The sequence below is a fragment of the Pseudomonas lundensis genome (genome assembly GCF_015377145.2).
GTDB lineage: Bacteria > Pseudomonadota > Gammaproteobacteria > Pseudomonadales > Pseudomonadaceae > Aquipseudomonas > Aquipseudomonas lundensis.
In genome coordinates, this window is the sequence record NZ_CP062158.2 from 2,480,003 (window position 1) to 2,496,647 (window position 16,645).

Below are 16,645 nucleotides of genomic sequence, written 5' to 3' on the forward strand. Positions count from 1 at the left end.
CCGAATGAACGCGGGGCTAAACGGTTGGATGCGACCAACCAAAGGAGCCGTTAAATCAGGTCAACATCAGTGCGCGCTGGCCACCGTTTCAGCTTGCCAGCCACCGCCCAGCGCTTTGTAGATCGCCACCACGCCGCGGTACAACTCGACTTCGGCTTGCGCCTGGCTGTCTTCAGCCGCCAGTCGTTCGCGCTGGGCATCGAGCAACACCAGAAAGTCCACCGTGCCTTCGCGGTAACGGATCGCCGCCAGGTCGGCAGCGGTGCGGCTTGACTCGCTCTGACGAATCAGCGACACCAACCGTTGCTGACGCTTGCCGTAATCACTGAACGCGTTTTGCGATTCTTCCAGTGCCAACAACACCTGCTGCTCGTAGCTGGCCAGTGCGCCCTCGGCTTGAGCATCCGCGCCACGCAAACGGGCGCGCACACTGCCCAAATCAAAGGCTGGCCAGGTGATGCTCGGGCCCAGTGCCCAGGCATTGGCGGCCGCTGAGCCGATCTGCGAACCACGGCCTGCGGTAAACCCCAGGAAGCCGCTGAGACTGACCCGTGGGAACAGATCGGCCTTGGCCACGCCAATGCGCGCCGTCGCCGCCGCCAGCTTGCGTTCCGCACTGAGGATGTCCGGCCGACGCTGCAACAAATCGCCGGGGTTGCCGATGTTCAGGGCCTTGGCAATGGCCGGCAGTTTGGCCGGGCTTAAATCCACGCTCAGCTGCTCCGGGCGTTCGCCCAGCAAGGTGGCAATCCGATTGCGTTCACGCACTTGTTGCGCCTGCAACTGCGGCACGCTGGCTTCAACGGCGGCCAGACGTGCGTCAGCGCGCATCACGTCCAGTTCATCGCCCACCCCCGCATCACGCAGGCTTTCAGTGATGGTTTTGGATTCCTGCTGGTTTTTCAGGTTGTCCAGGGCAATGCGCTCACGCAGTTGCGAACCGCGCAGCTCACCATAGGCGTCCACCAGCTCTGCGATCAGGGTCACTTGCAACTGATACAAATCCGCAGCGGCGACTTGTTCGTCTGCGTCGCTGGCTTCCAGTTGACGCTGGATACGGCCAAACAGGTCGAGTTCCCACGCCATGTCCAGCCCCAGGTCGTAGCGCTCGCTGTTGACGCGTTGATCGGTCTGCCCCGGAATCTGCCCCTTGCCCAGATCGCTGCTGGCGCGGCTGGTAATGGTCGGCATCGCGTCATTGCTGACGTCATCGCGGATGGCCCGTGCAGCCCGCAGACGGGCAAACGCCACCCGCAGCTCCCGGTTGCCTGCCAGCGACTGCGTCACCAACTGGTTGAGGGTCGGGTCGTCGAACTGTTGCCACCAGATCCCTTCAAAGTGCGCACGGTCGAAGCCCTTGAGGTACTCGGCACTGATCTGCGCAGGCTCGGTCTTGGGCGTGTGATAGTCCGGCCCCACGGCGCACGCGCTTAACGCCAGCACCAACAGGCTCGGAAGAAATAGGTTGCGGCTCATTGTTGGGACTCCAGCTTCATGTGCCGGGCGGCTTTGCGCGCTTGACTGCGCTCCACGTAGCGGCGGATCAACACGTAGAACACCGGAGTCAGGAGCAAGCCGAAGAAGGTCACGCCCAGCATCCCGGAGAACACCGCGACGCCCATGGCATGGCGCATTTCCGCACCCGCGCCGCTCGACAGCACCAAGGGCACCACGCCCATGATGAACGCGAACGAGGTCATCAGAATCGGCCGCAGACGCAGGCGGCAGGCTTCCAGTACCGCCGCCAGCGGGTCGAGGCCTTCTTCCTGTTTGTCCTTGGCGAACTCGACAATCAGAATCGCGTTTTTGCACGCCAGTCCGACCAGTACGATCAAGCCGATCTGGGTAAAGATGTTGTTGTCACCGCCGGACATAATCACCCCGGTAATCGCCGACAGCAGGGTCATGGGCACGATCAGGATCACCGCCAGCGGCAGGCTCCAGCTTTCGTACTGCGCGGCGAGTACCAAAAACGCCAGCAGTACGCAGAGCGGGAATACAAACAACGCAGTATTGCCTGACAGAATTTGCTGATAAGTCAGCTCGGTCCACTCGTAGGTCATGCCATTAGGCAGTTCTTCCTTGAGCAATTTTTCAATCGCGGCTTCAGCCTGACCCGAGCTGTAGCCCGGTGCTGCTGCGCCGTTGATCTCGGCGGTGACAAAACCGTTGTAGTGCATGACACGGTCGGGACCGGCGGTGTCGCTGACCTTGATAAAGGTCGCCAGCGGGATCATGTCGCCCTTGTTATTACGCACTTTCAACTGACCGATCTGCTCAGGTGCCAGGCGGAACTGCTGCTCAGCCTGCACGTTGACTTGATAAGTACGGCCAAAGCGGTTGAAGTCGTTGGCATACAGCGAACCCAGATAGATCTGTAGCGTGTCGAAGATGTCACTGATGGCCACACCGTGAGTCTTGGCTTTTTCGCGGTCGATGGCGGCGTCCACTTGCGGCACGTTCACTTGATAACTGGTGAACAAACCCGCCAGCTCAGGCACGTTCTGGCTCTTGGTGATGATGTTCTGCACTTCTTTGTACAGCTCGTCATAGCCCAGGTTGCCGCGGTCTTCGACTTGCAGGCGGAAACCGCCAATGGTGCCAAGCCCTTGTACTGGCGGCGGCGGGAAGATTGCGATGTAGGCATCCTGAATGTCAGCGAATTGCGCATTCAAGGCTGCGGCAATCGCCGCTGCCGACTGGCTCGGGTCCTTGCGCTCATCAAAGGGCTTGAGCGGGGTGAACACGATGCCGCTGTTGGGGCTGTTGGTGAAGCCGTTGATCGACAGGCCCGGGAATGCCACGGAGTTCGCCACGCCGGGTTGCTTGAGGGCGATTTCGGACATGCGCTTGATCACCGCTTCCGTGCGATCCAGGCTTGCGGCATCCGGCAGTTGCGCAAAAGCCACCAGGTACTGTTTGTCTTGCGGGGGAACGAAACCGGTCGGCGTGTGAGCAAAACCGACCCACGTCAGCACCATCAAGCCTGCATACAGCAACATCGCGATACCGCTGCCACGGATGATCCGGCGTACCGCCCCGACATAACCATGACTGGCCTTGACGAAGAAGCGGTTGAATGGACCAAACAGCCAGCCGCCGAACAGGCGATCGAGCAGGCGGGTAAAACGGTCTTTCGGCGCATGATGGCCTTTGAGAAGCACGGCGGCCAGCGCTGGAGACAGGGTCAGCGAGTTGAACGCCGAGATCACCGTGGAAATGGCGATGGTCAGCGCGAACTGTTTATAAAACTGGCCGGTCAGGCCAGAAATAAAGGCGGCGGGCACAAACACGGCGCACAGCACCAACGCCGTGGCGATGATCGGGCCGGTCACTTCGCGCATGGCACGCTTGGTGGCGTCGACCGGATTAAGCCCCAGTTCGATGTTACGTTCGACGTTTTCCACCACCACGATCGCGTCGTCGACCACGATACCGATGGCCAACACCAACCCGAACAGCGACAACGCGTTGAGCGAGAAGCCGAACAGGTGCATCACGGCAAAGGTGCCGATCAACGAAACAGGCACGGCCACCAGCGGGATGATCGAGGCGCGCCAGGTCTGCAGGAACAGAATGACCACCAGCACCACGAGGATCAGGGCTTCAAACAGGGTGTGAACCACGGCCTCGATGGAGCCGCGCACAAAGATGGTCGGGTCGTAGACGATGTCGAAGTCCATGCCTTCGGGGAAGCTCTGCTTGAGCTCGGCCATCTTCGCCCGCACGTCGTTCGAAATATCAATGGCGTTGGAGCCCGGCCGCTGGAAGATCGGCAGCGCCACTGCGGGCTGGTTGTTGAGCAACGAACGCAAGGCGTATTGACTGGAGCCCAGCTCCACCCGGGCGATGTCTTTGAGGCGGGTGATCTGACCATCGTCACCGGAGCGAATGATGATGTTCTGGAATTCTTCTTCAGTGACCAGCCGTCCCTGGGTGTTGACCGACAACTGAAAGCTGGTGGCATTCGGGGCAGGGGGCGCGCCCAAGGCACCGGCCGCGACCTGACGGTTCTGTTCGCGAATGGCGGTGACCACATCGGTCGCGGTCAGATTGCGTGACGCGGTTTTGTTCGGGTCCAGCCAGACACGCAGCGAGTAATCGCCCATGCCGAACATTTGCACGTCGCCAATACCATTGAGGCGCGCCAGTTCGTCCTTGATGTTAAGGATGGCGTAGTTGGACAAGTACAGCATGTCGTAGCGCTGATCCGGCGAGGTCAAATGCACCACCATCGTCAAGTCAGGCGAGGCCTTGTCGACAGTAATACCAATGCGCGTGACTTCTTCGGGCAACTTGGGCTGGGTGCGGGTCACACGGTTTTGCACCTGCACCTGCGCGTTGTCCAGGTCAGTGCCCAGCGCGAAGGTAATGGTCAGCGTGATTTTGCCGTCGGCCGTGGACTGGGAAGACATGTACAACATGTTTTCCACGCCGGTGATGGCCTGTTCCAGCGGCGCAGCCACGGTTTCACCGATCACTTTCGGGTTGGCACCCGGGAAGTTGGCATGCACGACAACCGTAGGCGGCACGACTTCGGGGTATTCACTGATCGGCAACTGGAACAGCGAAATGCCGCCCGCAATCAGGATCAGCAGGGAAAGCACAGCGGCGAAAATCGGCCGCTGAATGAAAAACTGGGAAAAATTCATCGGAGTTATCGTCCCTTAACCACGAGGAGTCGCGACACCGGCCAGCTTTGGCGCGCCGTTGGCGGGCTTGACTGGGGGCAGGTTGCTGGCTTCCAGGGCTTGTCGTTGAAGTGCCAGTGCGGCGAGGGTTTGTTCGGTGGCCATCGGGATCATTTCAGGGGTGACCGGCGAGCCGGGACGCACCCGCTGCAACCCTTTGACGACGATGGTGTCGTCCTTGTGCAGGCCGTTACGCACGATGCGCAACCCTTCGATTTTCGGGCCCAGCTCCACAGCGCGGTAGATCGACTTGTTGTCGCCATCCACGACCAGCACGAACTTCTTGCCCAGGTCAGTGCCGACCGCTTCGTCGTTGATCAGCACGGCGGAGTAGATACCGCTGCCCACCAGCTTCAGGCGCGCATACAGCCCCGGCGTGAAGCTGCCGTCGGCATTGTCGAACACCGCGCGGCCACGGATGGTGCCGGTTTTGGGGTTGACCTGGTTGTCGACAAAGTTCATGTGGCCCAAGTGCGGGTTGCCGTCTTCATTGGACAGGCCCAGGTACACCGGCGTGGTCTGGCCGCGCTGGCCTTCGCGGGCCAGTTGGGTGTACTTGAGGAATACGCGCTCATCGGCATCAAAGTAGGCGTACACCTTGTCGGTAGAAACCACGCTGGTCAGCGGCGTGACATCCGCTGTCACGATATTGCCCGCCGTGATTTGCGCGCGGCTCACACGCCCGCTTATCGGGGAGGTGACGCGGGTAAAGCTCAGGTTCAGCTTGGCCAGGTCCAGCTCGGCCTGCACAGCCGCGACGGCGGCGCGCGCTTGCTGTGACGCGGTGCTGCGCGAATCTGCCAGCTCTGCGGAAATGGCATTGCTTTGGCGCAGGCGTTCGCCGCGCTGGGCTTCATTTTCGCTGCGGGTGGCGTTGGCGCGGGCTTGTTGGAGCTGGGCTTCGAGGCGGCGAACATGTGCCTGAAACGGACGCGGGTCGATCTGGAACAGGACGTCGCCTTTCTTCACCAACGCACCTTCGGTGAAGGCGACCTGATCGATCTGGCCTGACACGCGAGGGCGAATCTCGACCGTTTCCGGCGCCTCAAGACGACCGGTGAACTCGTCCCATTCATTAACGGGTTGCTCAAGCACCTTGGCCACACTGACTTTCGCAGCGGGCGCGGGGGCAGTCGCTTGAGGGGTTTTGCCGCATGCACTCATCACCACGATGGCCAAAGCGGCCAGTGGGAAGCGCAAATGTTTAAGTGACCGTTCCATGAGGGGGAGTCCGCCAATCTGTTGAGATGGGGCGGATAATGCTGGCGCATGTGCTGGCGCACGAATCGAACCCAGCGAAGGTCATTATCATCCGGAATGATATAAACCCGAGCCAAGCCCTCTAGCCTGCGCTTTTTGTTAGGGGGCTATCAATTAAATTTTCTGTCATGGCTGGGGTTAGCGGAGCATTGCAACCGAACACCCCTGTCAGCACCTTCTTGAGCCAGGGAACGGCAGAGCCATGCCCGACTCTGCGAGTTTTATCGAAATCCGCGCGCCCCAACCGACGTGTTTGACGCAAAGACTTATCAGAAGAAGACGACACCCTGGCACTCTTTCTTGAAACCGCCAATAAAAGTCCAGGACTCAATACACTTCAATTAACAAGGGTGTGAGTACGGAAACTGTAACTATTTGAGTGTATTCATTCGATTTAACGTGCGCAGGTAATGTTCACCTGACATTGAAACAGTCGGGATCAATCCACAATAGCCACTAATCTGACAGCAATTTGAAACATACAGCACTATTTTGAATTACCCCGTAAATCTTGGGCGAATGAAATTTCATATCCCTCGACTGCACACTGTCGCCGCTTTGGGTTGCACCGGCATCACTCGAATTCACTATGAATAACTCGCGCACGTCGTGACTGACTGCGTATTTCACTGGCAATGCCGTAAGGTTTAATGATTTATGAAAGCACTGAGTTTGGTGGGCGCGAACACAATAGGGCTGATTGAATATTCGTTGACGCATACCCTACCCGCCGATGGTGTTGAAATCGACATCGTCATGTCCGGTATTTGCGGAACTGATCTGGCCGTTTTAGCAGGCAGAGAAGAAGGGCAAACAGGTATTGTTCGCGGTCATGAAGCGGTCGGAATCATTGTCAGGGTAGGTGAGGGTGTTAAAACACTGCGTCCAGGCATGCGCGTAGTGATAGATCCCAATGAATATTGCGGCAGTTGCTCCCCTTGTATCAGCGCTCAAACCCATTTGTGTACCGGTGGCGCTCAGCAGGGGCTCGATATTGCCGGGGTGAATAAGCACGGTACGTTTGCCAATCGCTTTATCACCCGCGAACGGTTTGTCCATTGCCTGCCCGACGACATGACGTGGGAGACAGGTGTATTGATTGAACCGGTCGCCTGTATTTTGAACAACATCGATCAGGCCGCGATCAAGCCGGGGGAGCGCGTTTTATTACTGGGTTCTGGCCCTATGAGCCTGGTGGCGCAGTTGCTGCTTCGTGCCATGGGGGTTGAGACAGTTGCGACAGACCTGAACACTTTCCGTGTCGCGTTTGGCAGCGCATTGGGACTAACGGTCATTCACCCTCAATCCCTTGAGTTAAATAGACCAGAGCACGAAAAATTTGATGCCGTGATAGACACGGTCGGCAATCAGCTTGACGCAGCCGCTCAGGTTGTCCGCCGCGCAGGCAGAATCCTGTTGTTTGGGTTTAACGGTAATTATCAATTCTCGCTGCCGGTTAAGCACTTTCTTGTGAATGCCATCAGCGTTATAGCTGCTGGCGAATACAACCAGCATTTTCCCCGAGCGATTCGGTTAGCTCATAAACTTCCAGAGCTGGGGAAGCTGGTCACCCATCGCTATTCACTGGAGGCGTATTCAATAGCGTTTGACGCGCTGTTAAATGACCCTTCTGCACCCATGGTGAAGTGCGTATTCACCCCGAATCCAGACTACTTGTAATACTCAGCCGTCATTCACTTAAAGGACTTATGATGAAAGTTACCGTATTTAGCCAAATTTCAATTGATGGAAAACTCACGCTGGGCAGTCAAGCATCAAGCAAACCCTTGTTTAAGCACTTCGACGATGAAGACATGCGCTTCATTCATAAGTTTCGAGGCGAGGTGGATGCCATCATGGTGGGGCGCAACACCATTGTGACGGATGACCCTCAGTTAAATAATCGCTTTGGGAGTGGTCGTCATCCCATCCGAATCATTCCCACCGCCTCACTGGATTTCTCCTTATCGTCTAAAGTCTTAAGCTCTCCTGAGCACACGATTATTGTGACGACTGAACAGGCGCGTGATCACGCGATGGTTGATCAGATCCGCGCGCAAGGCAAAGAAGTCTTATTTTCCGGTATTGACCGCGTTGATTTCAAACAGCTCTTCCCTCTGTTGGAAGCGCGCGGCATCAAACACATCATGGTTGAAGGCGGTGGCTATCTGAATTGGCAAGTGTTCAATCTAGATTTGGTCGATGAAATCATGCTTATGCAACTGCCGATCATTATTGGTGGTTCAGAGACAACCACCCTCACTGACGGCGAGGGCTATCAAGATATTGACATGACCAACGCGTTCAAACTTCACGCATTTGAAGCGCGTACGCACTATAACTTCCTGCACTTCAAGCGCGAAAATGAACTGTGCAGTGCGCACTGATGCGGAACGTTCAAGCCGTTATTTTTGATATGGACGGGGTACTGATCGACAGTGAGCCGTTGTACATGGAACAGGAACAGCGCTCTTATGCGCGTTATGGCGTTACGCTGGACCCAACCGAACTGTCAAAGTTTGTCGGTACCACGCAACGTTATATGTGGAGTGTCATCAAGCAGGATTACGCACTGACAGAATCCCTTGAGGTGTTGATGGCTCAACATCATGCGCAATTGTTGAGCCGTCTGGCCAAGGAGCCGTTGTTGGCTATGCCGGGGGTGTCAGCACTTCTAACCCTGTTAAACAATGCCGGCATACCTTGCGCTGTGGCGTCTTCTTCACCCCGAGAACTGGTTGACATTATTTTGCGTAAAACGCAATTGCTCACGTTCTTCAAGACGGTGGTGTGTGGCGATGATGTCACGCACAGCAAACCTGATCCCGACATATTCCTGCTGGCCGCAAAGCGGCTTGGCATAGCGCCTGAGCAATGCCTGGTGATTGAAGACTCGCATCACGGTGTGACCGCTGCCAAGGCAGCGGCAATGCGGTGTGTGGGTTATCAGAATCCTAACTCAGGGCAGCAAAACCTAAGCGCGGCAGACATTCGTGTTGAACACCATGATCAAATTAAACAATGGATGTGTGGGCAATAATTAATGAAGCATTTTGATATTTCAGCATTGAAATGGATAAACAAACCGGCTCAATTTTCACTTTCCGACAGTGAAATAGTCATTCACACCTCACCGGACACCGATTTTTGGCGGGGTACGTATTACGGTTTGGAATACAACAATGCACCCGGCATTGTACTGGCCAGTGATGAGCCGTTCTGGACGTTAAAAGCCAAGGTGGCCTTTACCTCGACAACCTACTTTGATCAGTGCGGCCTGTTTATCTATCAGGACGAAAACAACTGGATGAAAAGTGGCATTGAGTACCAGAGTAATGGCTACCAGCAGCTGTTCTCTGTGGTGACGAATAACGGCTTCTCGGATTGGTCCATGGCCAACTTTGATCGTGTGACGCAAACCATGCACTATCGTTTAAGCCGACGTGGCAGTGACTTTCTTCTCGAAAATTCAGTTGACGGTGTCGACTTCATGATGATGCGTATGTTTCATCTGTTTCATGCGCAGGAGAGTGTTCAATTCGGCTTTTTTGCCAGCAGCCCGGGGGACTCATCGTTTGCTGCACATTTCTCTCAGATCGAGTGGTCGGAGTGCTGTTGGAACGCGCACGGCTCCTCACGTTTTTAAACTCTAGAGTTCCTTTCTTCATGATGTCTTTATGCAGACCTGAGCGTCGCGCGCTGTATGCGTGTTATGCCGCCATGATGTGTTTGGCGATGGCGCTCAACTTCTTACCGGTCTTCCTGACTACGTTCAGTCATACGTTCGGAGCCGCGTCCGGGCTGACAACCGAGCAGCTTGGGCGCATCCCGGCGGTGATGTTTCTCAGTTTCATCGTTGCCATCCTGATCACGGGGCCGTTGGCGGACAGAGTACGTATTGCGCTGATCATCAGGTTTGCCCTGGGCACCACCTTGGTGGGGCTAGGGTGGGTGGCGATGGCTCCGTCCTATACGTTGCTGTTGTGTGCCGTTGCCGTCATGGGGTTTGGTGCCGGGATGCTGGACATGATACTCAGCCCCATCGTTGCCGCGTTGCAACCCGAACGGCGCAGCGCGGCGATGAACTGGCTGCACGCGTATTTCTGTATTGGGGCTGTAGCGGCCGTGCTGATTGCCAGCGTTGCGCTGCAATGGGACATTTCGTGGCGAACGGTTGCGCTGATTCTGATGGTTGCTCCCCTGGCCACACTGCTCTTGTTCTTGGGCTTAACCTTACCCCCTTTGATTAAAGAAGGCGGCCAACGTGAGTCGATGCCCACGCTGATCAAACAGCCTTATTTCATCGCGTGCCTGCTTGCGATTTTTCTTGGAGGGGCCACAGAAGTGGGGTTGTCCCAATGGCTGCCGGCTTTTGCCGAACAAAGTTTGGGGTACTCAAAAGAAGTGGGCGGTTATACGCTCGCCGCTTTTTCTGTCGGCATGGCGCTGGGTCGCATAGGCGCCGCATTGTTGCAAGAGCGCGTACCGGCCATTTCACTGATGTTGGGGTGCTGTGCCGTCACCGTGGTGCTGTTCTTCGTGATCAGCTTTTCGTCCAGTCCGGCCCTTGCTTTGGCCGCTGCCATTGCTGCAGGATTCTCGGGAAGTTGCCTGTGGCCGACAATGCTCGCCATCACGTCAGAGGCTTACCCACAAGGCGGGGCTACGATGTTTTCTGTACTGACCGCTTCCGGCAATGCTGGGTGCAGCCTGGTGCCGTGGATCGTCGGGATTATTGCTGCGTACTCTGATTTGCACATCGGGCTATTGGCCGTCACGTTTTGCCCGGCGGCCATGATGGTGTTGCTGGTGTGGATGTCTCGTTGTTCCTCCCCCCAAAAAACCACCGACCTCAACGCTTGATAGATCACGCAATCCCCCATCAAAACGGTGTCCGGTTCAGCGGTACTCCTGAACCGGAATGGCGTGACTACCGCATTCAGGTACGGGCCTGGAAACAGGGCGCGGAAGGCTTTCCCGATTCAGATAAAAGACCTGCACGGCCAGGCTGATAACCAACATTTCTGAGAAGGCCCTTATCATGCGGGGGGGAGTATTTTGTGTGTTTTGTGCTCGCGGGAAAGCTCAAGGAAAGACGTCTAGTTCAGAACTGCTTGCTTTTTACGAGCTGTGATTGGTTGAATGCCCGACTTTTAGGTATGGATGTGGCGAGCATGAAAGTGAAAAAATTTGAAAGTCCGATGAAACGACTTGGATTCGTCATTTTTTGTTTGTCTTCGGCCCTTTGCCTAGTCGCCTTCCTGATTACCTATAAAACCTATTACGACATTGGTTTTTATTGGCTTGCGCATTTGATTTTCGATGGCTCCGATCAGTGGCAGCAGACAGCTTTCAAGCTTGGTCTGGTGGGTGCGATCGTGGGCGCGGCGTTGGCTTGGGATTATGCGTCAGTCGTTAAACGCCTTTACAAGTGGGTCAGCAATGGCTGATGAGATCGAGCCAGTATTTCCCGCTTCACCCGGTGCACCTTAAGAAAATCAACGGCGTTGACACGTTGTGATAAAGGCTTCACCTAAAGAGAACCCGCCCTGTGCGGGTTTTTTCATATCTGGAGATTGAGAATGCCCATCACCACGCAGCAACTGCTGCAGATCCTCCCGAACGCCGGCCACGTTGCCGGCGTTCTTGCACCTGTACTGAACACCGCCATGAACCGCTATCAGATCGTCGGCGCCAAGCGCGTTGCGGCGTTTATCGCACAGATCGGTCATGAGTCCGGCCAGCTCAAATACGTGAAAGAGATTTGGGGGCCGACTAAAGCGCAGCTCGTTAGGAAGGCCGCGCTGAGCTCGGCAACACCTACCCGGGCGACGGCCCAAGTTTCGCGGCCGTGGCCTGATCCAGATCACGGGCCGCGCCAACAACACTATGGGCATCTATGGCTATTCGATTGCAGCGAGCGCCAGAGAAAGCAGCAATGTTTAAAGGAGTTGCCATGTGCCTTCGGGCATGGGGGGCTAGAGGTTTGGCTGTGGCTGGGATGTCTTGAATTTTCGTGCTTTGGCAGAACGCCAGGAGAGGGGCTAAACGGGGAATTGCGGAACAGCTTTCAGAATTGCGGAGCAAAAACAAAGGGCCTGCACGAAGAATCTCATGCAAGCCCCTGATTTGTTTGGTGCCCGAAGCCGGAATCGAACCGGCACGTCCTTTCGAACGGGGGATTTTAAGTCCCATGCGTCTACCAATTTCGCCATTCGGGCGGTAGCGCGGTGTAGCGCGTCAAACCGGCGGGTCTTGCTGAATCGAAGTACCCAGGCCTGCGTGACAGGTGGATGAATATATAGAGGCTTACGGGATGAAGCAAGTTGGAGAGGGCACATTTTTTATCCTCAGACTCAACAAAACCTTCGAAAAATCAGGTGCCTAGGGTTTCGGGGAGTTTGTTCGAAGGGGATTATCCTGATCGATGCATGAAAGTTTCAGGTTAATGCGTAAGTTTTTTGGGAGGGCTAGGCTAGGGTGTCTGTAGGTCTGAGACAGAAGTGGGTGAAATGAATTCAAGTGTGCTCTATGCGCTCTCGGCGGCAGCCTTGTTCGGCGCCAGCACGCCGCTGGCCAAGTTGCTGGGGGCCGACATGTCGCCCGTGCTGCTGGCAGGCTTGTTGTATTTGGGCAGCGGGGCGGGCGTGCTGTGTGTGCGCTGCCTGCGGGATCGCGGGTGGAAGGCTTCAGGCCTGAGTGCAGGTGAATGGCCATGGCTGGCGGGAGCGATTGCCTTCGGTGGCGTATTAGGCCCTGTGGCGCTTATGTACGGCTTGACGCTGACCTCAGGCGCCACGGCATCGCTCATGCTGAATCTGGAGCCCGTACTGACCGCACTGCTGGCGTGGGTGGTGTTCAGGGAGAACGCCGATCGCCGTATCGTGGCGGGAATGCTGGCCATTATTGCGGGGGGCGTGGTGTTGTCCTTGCCGTCAGGGCAGGGGGCCAGCGGCATGGGCTCGTGGCTGGGCCCGCTGGCGGTGGCGTTTGCCTGTTTGTGCTGGGCGGTGGACAACAACCTTACGCGCAAAGTGTCGGCGTCTGATGCGCTCTACATTGCCGGGGCAAAAGGTGGGGTTGCCGGGCTGGTGAACTGCGCACTGGCCACATCACTGGGCGCCCGATGGCCCTCGGTGGAGGTGCTGTCCCCGACATTATTGATTGGCTTTTTGGGCTATGGCGTGAGCCTGGTGTTATTCGTGTTGGCCTTGCGCGGGCTGGGGGCGGCGCGAACAGGGGCGTATTTTTCGACCGCGCCGTTTTTGGGGGCTGTGATTTCAATCGTGATACTGGGTGAATCGGTCTCGTGGCTGTTTTGGCTCGCGGCGGCGTTCATGGGCCTGGGTGTATGGCTGCACTTGACTGAGGTGCATGCACATGACCACCAGCATGCGCGTCTGGAGCACACTCATCGCCATCGCCATGATGAGCACCACCAACACGTTCATGACGCCGATGAGCCGGCTCTGGAACCCCATACCCATGCACATGTCCATTTGCCTGTACGCCACAGTCATCCTCACTTCCCGGACATTCATCACAGGCACCGGCACTGACCCTGAAGTACCCGGCCTTAAACGGAGCACATGAGCGCGCATGTTTGAACACGTCGACGTTAACTACCTGCTGGCCACCTACGGTTACTGGGCCATCTTTATCGGCTGCCTGCTCGAAGGCGAGACCATCCTGATTTTGGGCGGCATGGCGGCCCATCAGCATGTCCTGAAGCTGCTGCCCGTCATCGGCTACGCCAGTCTGGCGGGGATGTTGGGTGATCAGCTGTTGTTCTGGGCGGGTCGCTACTTTGGCGAGCGCCTGCTGCCGCGCTTGCATAAACAACAGGCGGCCATCGACAAGGTCACGTCGTTGATTCAACACCATCCCACGGTATCGATTTTTTCGGTGCGCTTTCTGTACGGCATGCGCCTGGTAGGCCCCATGGTGATCGGCGCGAGCAAGGTGTCCCCTCTCAAGTTTGCGTGCATCAACCTGGTGGGCGCGGTGGTGTGGGCCACGCTGTTTGCCAGCGCAGGGTATTGGGCAGGGGAGTTCCTGCAACGAGCACTGGGTGATTTGAAACCTTATCGTCTGCCGATTGCGCTGGGCGTGGTCGCCTTGGTGGTGGCCGTGGGGTTGATCCGTCATTTCAGAGCAAAGCGCAAAGCTGCTTAGTCAAATGCGATGCACAGTGTGCAGCGCCCATGGCGGGTACGCGGTTGCAAAAAATAATCCTGAAAGGCAAAGTCCGGCTACCCGGTTGCGTGACGCCCCCCTTGACCTAGACTCTTGTTCAGCAGGTCGAAGGGCAGGTTTCATGTCGTGTTGGCGAGGGTTGCGCGCCGGTCCGATGACAAGAAAGGAGGTCCGCATGTTGATACGCTCAATGATCCTCGCCAGTGTGCTGGTCACGGGAATAGCACACGCCGTTGAAGTTCCCAACCCCCTTGATCAGGAGCGCGCAAAGGCAAGGCCACTGGTAATTGTGGCGCGCACAGAGCGTGACCCCACCTTATTCACCCTGAAAAAATCCCTTGAAGACCCGGCTAAAAAAAAGGCCTTCGATGAACGCAACATGGTGCTCTACACCATTGTCGGCATCACCGGTCAGCGTGACGGCAAAGACCTTGAGCCGCAGTCCACCATGTCGCTGATCCGGGGGCTCAAACCGGGCATGATCATTGATAAAGCCAAGGTGTTTCTGATCGGGAAGGACGGCGAGATCAAATACAAGTCAGAGGGGGAAGCGGACCTCGACACGCTGTTCAAAACGGTCGATGCCTTGCCGCCTGCTGAACAGACCCTACAAGCGCAAGCTCAGCCCGAGCCAGCAGGCACACCGGGCACCCCGAACAAATCCGGCAAGCCCGCAAAACCTGCAAAACCGGTCAAAGCCCTGGAGGATTAAATCCGCGACAAAAAAAGGCCCGCTGGGGGAAGCGGGCCAAGAGGGATTCACTAAAGGAGTGAGTTCAATCTAGCCCCCTGAATGTGAATGCCATGTGAAATTCATGTATTCAAAACAGTAAAGGCCCGCAAAGTGTTCGGTTGAAATACAGCTCAGCTGTAGCGCAAGGCGCAGCAGGCAATCCGTTAGGGTGTAGATCATCAACCCTTGCCAGCCGGATGTCGTTATGCCGCTTTCCCCCGAATTGATCTCTGCTTTCATGTTGTTTGCTTTTGTGTCGTCCATCACCCCCGGCCCCAATAACACCATGCTGTTGGCCTCAGGGGTCAACTTCGGCTTTCGTCGCACCATTCCCCATGCACTGGGGATCAGTGCCGGTTTCATGGTTTTGGTTCTGGCCGTGGGGCTCGGGCTGGGGGGCGTCTTCAAGGCGGTGCCCATGGCCTACACGGTCTTGCGTTACCTCGGCGCTGCCTACTTGCTGTACTTGGCCTGGAAAGTCGCCACGTCGGGGCCATTGTCCACCGCAGACAACGATCACCGTCAGCCATTAGGCTTTTGGGGAGCCGCCGCCTTTCAGTGGGTCAACCCCAAAGCCTGGGTGATGGCCGTAGGCGCAATCACCACGTACACCCCGTCTCAGGGCTACCTCACCAATGTGTGCGTGATTGCGCTGGTGTTCGCGCTCATCAACTTGCCGAGCGTCTGCCTCTGGGCCGGTTGTGGCAGCGCATTACGCAACGTATTGACTCAACCAAAGTGGTTGCTGGTGTTTAACGTGACAATGGCGCTTTTACTCGTGGTGTCGCTGTACCCGATTCTGTTCGATCAGTGATCCTGTTCATCCGGGTCATTGAGCCATTCCTGACTCAGCGTGTCGGTATCCCCCAGATACTCCAGTAGCCAGCTCATGGCGGGCGAGTGATTGTTCTGGACCCAGGCAATACAGGACGGGCTGGCCGGGAAGGGCCGCTGCAAGTGCAAGGCCACCAGCCGGCCTTGCTCGATGAGCGGGCGCGCCAGATGGGCGGGCACCATGCCGACACACAGGCCCTCACTCAAGCAGGCCAGGGCCGATGACCAGTCGGGCACCATCATTCGCCGCTGGTTGTCGAGCGTCCAAGTGTCCCGTTTCGGCAAGCTGCGCGAGGTATCGTCCATGCACAGGGACGGATAAGGCCGTAGCTGCTCATCACTGAGTAACCCTTCGTACGCCGTCAACGGGTGATCCGGGCTTGCCACGCATAGCCAGTGCAGAAACCCCATGTCCCGGAACGCAAAACTGCCCGCCACCGGTATGGCGCGCGTGGCACCGATGACCATGTCGGTACGGCCGTCCACCAGTGCGTCCCACACACCGTTGTACACCTCGTAGTGGACGATCAATTCGACGTCGGGAAAGTGCCGGTAAAAGTCAATGACCATTTGCTGGCAACGCGGCTGTTTGGTGATGCAGTCCACCGCCACCCGCAACTGGCCGCTCCAACCATTGGCCACCTGCTGGCACAGACGCCGGGTGCCGAGCATTTTTTTCATCACATCGCGGGCCTCTTTGACAAACAGCTGCCCGGCGGCAGTCAGCTCCACATCGCGATGGCGACGCACGAACAAGGGTACGGCCAGCCACATTTCCAGTTGGCGCACGGTATAGCTCACGGCCGAAGGTACGCGATGCAGTTCTTGAGCCGCGCCGCTGAAGCTGCCATGGCGGGCCACGGCATCGATGACATCCAGAGAGTATTCAGACCACACAATGCTGCCTTCAAATTAATTGATGTCACACAGA

Annotated in this window: 14 protein-coding genes, 1 tRNA gene and 1 pseudogene; 11 read left to right on the forward strand and 5 right to left on the reverse strand. The window is 56.8% G+C overall.

Annotated elements, in window-relative coordinates; genetic code table 11:
* Positions 1-66 precede the first annotated feature (66 nt).
* From IF654_RS11700 to mexE, 3 genes are read right to left on the reverse strand one after another with little or no spacing between them, the layout of a single operon-like run.
* Positions 67-1,476 (reverse strand): efflux transporter outer membrane subunit, encoded by a 1,410-nt coding sequence (locus tag IF654_RS11700; RefSeq protein WP_094987935.1) that lies wholly within the window; start codon positions 1,474-1,476, stop codon positions 67-69.
* On the reverse strand, positions 1,473-4,652 hold the full coding sequence (locus IF654_RS11705) for an efflux RND transporter permease subunit (protein ID WP_047274650.1): 3,180 nt from the start codon (positions 4,650-4,652) through the stop codon (positions 1,473-1,475). Before IF654_RS11705 ends, IF654_RS11700 begins: the two co-directional genes overlap by 4 nt.
* A gap of 15 nt (positions 4,653-4,667) precedes the next feature.
* Positions 4,668-5,912 (reverse strand): multidrug efflux RND transporter periplasmic adaptor subunit MexE, encoded by a 1,245-nt coding sequence (mexE, locus tag IF654_RS11710; RefSeq protein WP_094987934.1) that lies wholly within the window; start codon positions 5,910-5,912, stop codon positions 4,668-4,670.
* 696 nt (positions 5,913-6,608) lie between these two features.
* Between mexE and IF654_RS11715 the strand changes: the two genes are divergently transcribed.
* The 7 genes and pseudogenes from IF654_RS11715 to IF654_RS11745 form a co-directional block, all read left to right on the forward strand.
* The gene (locus IF654_RS11715) at positions 6,609-7,631 is read left to right on the forward strand and encodes a zinc-dependent alcohol dehydrogenase (protein ID WP_052959653.1); all 1,023 of its coding nucleotides are present in this window, start codon (positions 6,609-6,611) and stop codon (positions 7,629-7,631) included.
* Positions 7,632-7,663: 32 nt separating this feature from the next.
* Positions 7,664-8,338 carry a dihydrofolate reductase family protein gene (locus IF654_RS11720; protein WP_194862447.1) on the forward strand — a complete coding sequence of 225 codons (675 nt, stop codon included), beginning with the start codon at positions 7,664-7,666 and terminating at the stop codon, positions 8,336-8,338.
* Entirely contained in the window at positions 8,338-8,991 is a 654-nt protein-coding gene (locus tag IF654_RS11725) for an HAD family hydrolase (protein ID WP_047274647.1), read from the forward strand. Before IF654_RS11720 ends, IF654_RS11725 begins: the two co-directional genes overlap by 1 nt.
* A gap of 3 nt (positions 8,992-8,994) precedes the next feature.
* Positions 8,995-9,597 (forward strand): DUF1349 domain-containing protein, encoded by a 603-nt coding sequence (locus IF654_RS11730; protein ID WP_047274646.1) that lies wholly within the window; start codon positions 8,995-8,997, stop codon positions 9,595-9,597.
* A complete protein-coding gene (locus IF654_RS11735; RefSeq protein WP_230683696.1) occupies positions 9,561-10,814 on the forward strand; it encodes an MFS transporter in 1,254 nt (417 codons plus the stop codon). The genes IF654_RS11730 and IF654_RS11735 overlap by 37 nt, the downstream gene beginning before the upstream one ends.
* A 311-nt stretch (positions 10,815-11,125) precedes the next feature.
* A complete protein-coding gene (locus IF654_RS11740) occupies positions 11,126-11,401 on the forward strand; it encodes a hypothetical protein (protein WP_047280633.1) in 276 nt (91 codons plus the stop codon).
* A gap of 132 nt (positions 11,402-11,533) precedes the next feature.
* A pseudogene (locus IF654_RS11745) lies at positions 11,534-11,834 on the forward strand (glycoside hydrolase family 19 protein); the annotation flags it as partial.
* Positions 11,835-12,085: 251 nt separating this feature from the next.
* Here the strand turns inward: IF654_RS11745 and IF654_RS11750 are convergent.
* Positions 12,086-12,172 (reverse strand) — tRNA-Leu (locus IF654_RS11750).
* A gap of 291 nt (positions 12,173-12,463) precedes the next feature.
* Here IF654_RS11750 and IF654_RS11755 point away from each other — a divergent pair.
* The 4 genes from IF654_RS11755 to IF654_RS11770 all read left to right on the forward strand — a co-directional run bounded on the left by IF654_RS11755 (position 12,464) and on the right by IF654_RS11770 (position 15,694).
* The gene (locus IF654_RS11755) at positions 12,464-13,510 is read left to right on the forward strand and encodes a DMT family transporter (RefSeq protein ID WP_047280632.1); all 1,047 of its coding nucleotides are present in this window, start codon (positions 12,464-12,466) and stop codon (positions 13,508-13,510) included.
* Between the two features lie 40 nt (positions 13,511-13,550).
* Positions 13,551-14,126, forward strand: a complete 576-nt coding sequence (locus IF654_RS11760) for a DedA family protein (RefSeq protein WP_047276832.1) — start codon at positions 13,551-13,553, stop codon at positions 14,124-14,126.
* A 196-nt stretch (positions 14,127-14,322) separates the two neighbouring features.
* The gene (locus tag IF654_RS11765; protein WP_048377710.1) at positions 14,323-14,859 is read left to right on the forward strand and encodes a DUF4174 domain-containing protein; all 537 of its coding nucleotides are present in this window, start codon (positions 14,323-14,325) and stop codon (positions 14,857-14,859) included.
* A gap of 226 nt (positions 14,860-15,085) precedes the next feature.
* Positions 15,086-15,694, forward strand: a complete 609-nt coding sequence (locus tag IF654_RS11770) for a LysE family translocator (RefSeq protein WP_047274568.1) — start codon at positions 15,086-15,088, stop codon at positions 15,692-15,694.
* On the opposite strand, the gene punR is transcribed toward IF654_RS11770, so the two are convergent.
* Positions 15,688-16,611 (reverse strand): DNA-binding transcriptional activator PunR, encoded by a 924-nt coding sequence (gene punR / locus IF654_RS11775; RefSeq protein ID WP_094987932.1) that lies wholly within the window; start codon positions 16,609-16,611, stop codon positions 15,688-15,690. The two genes, IF654_RS11770 and punR, sit on opposite strands and share 7 nt — an antisense overlap.
* Positions 16,612-16,645 lie beyond the last annotated feature (34 nt).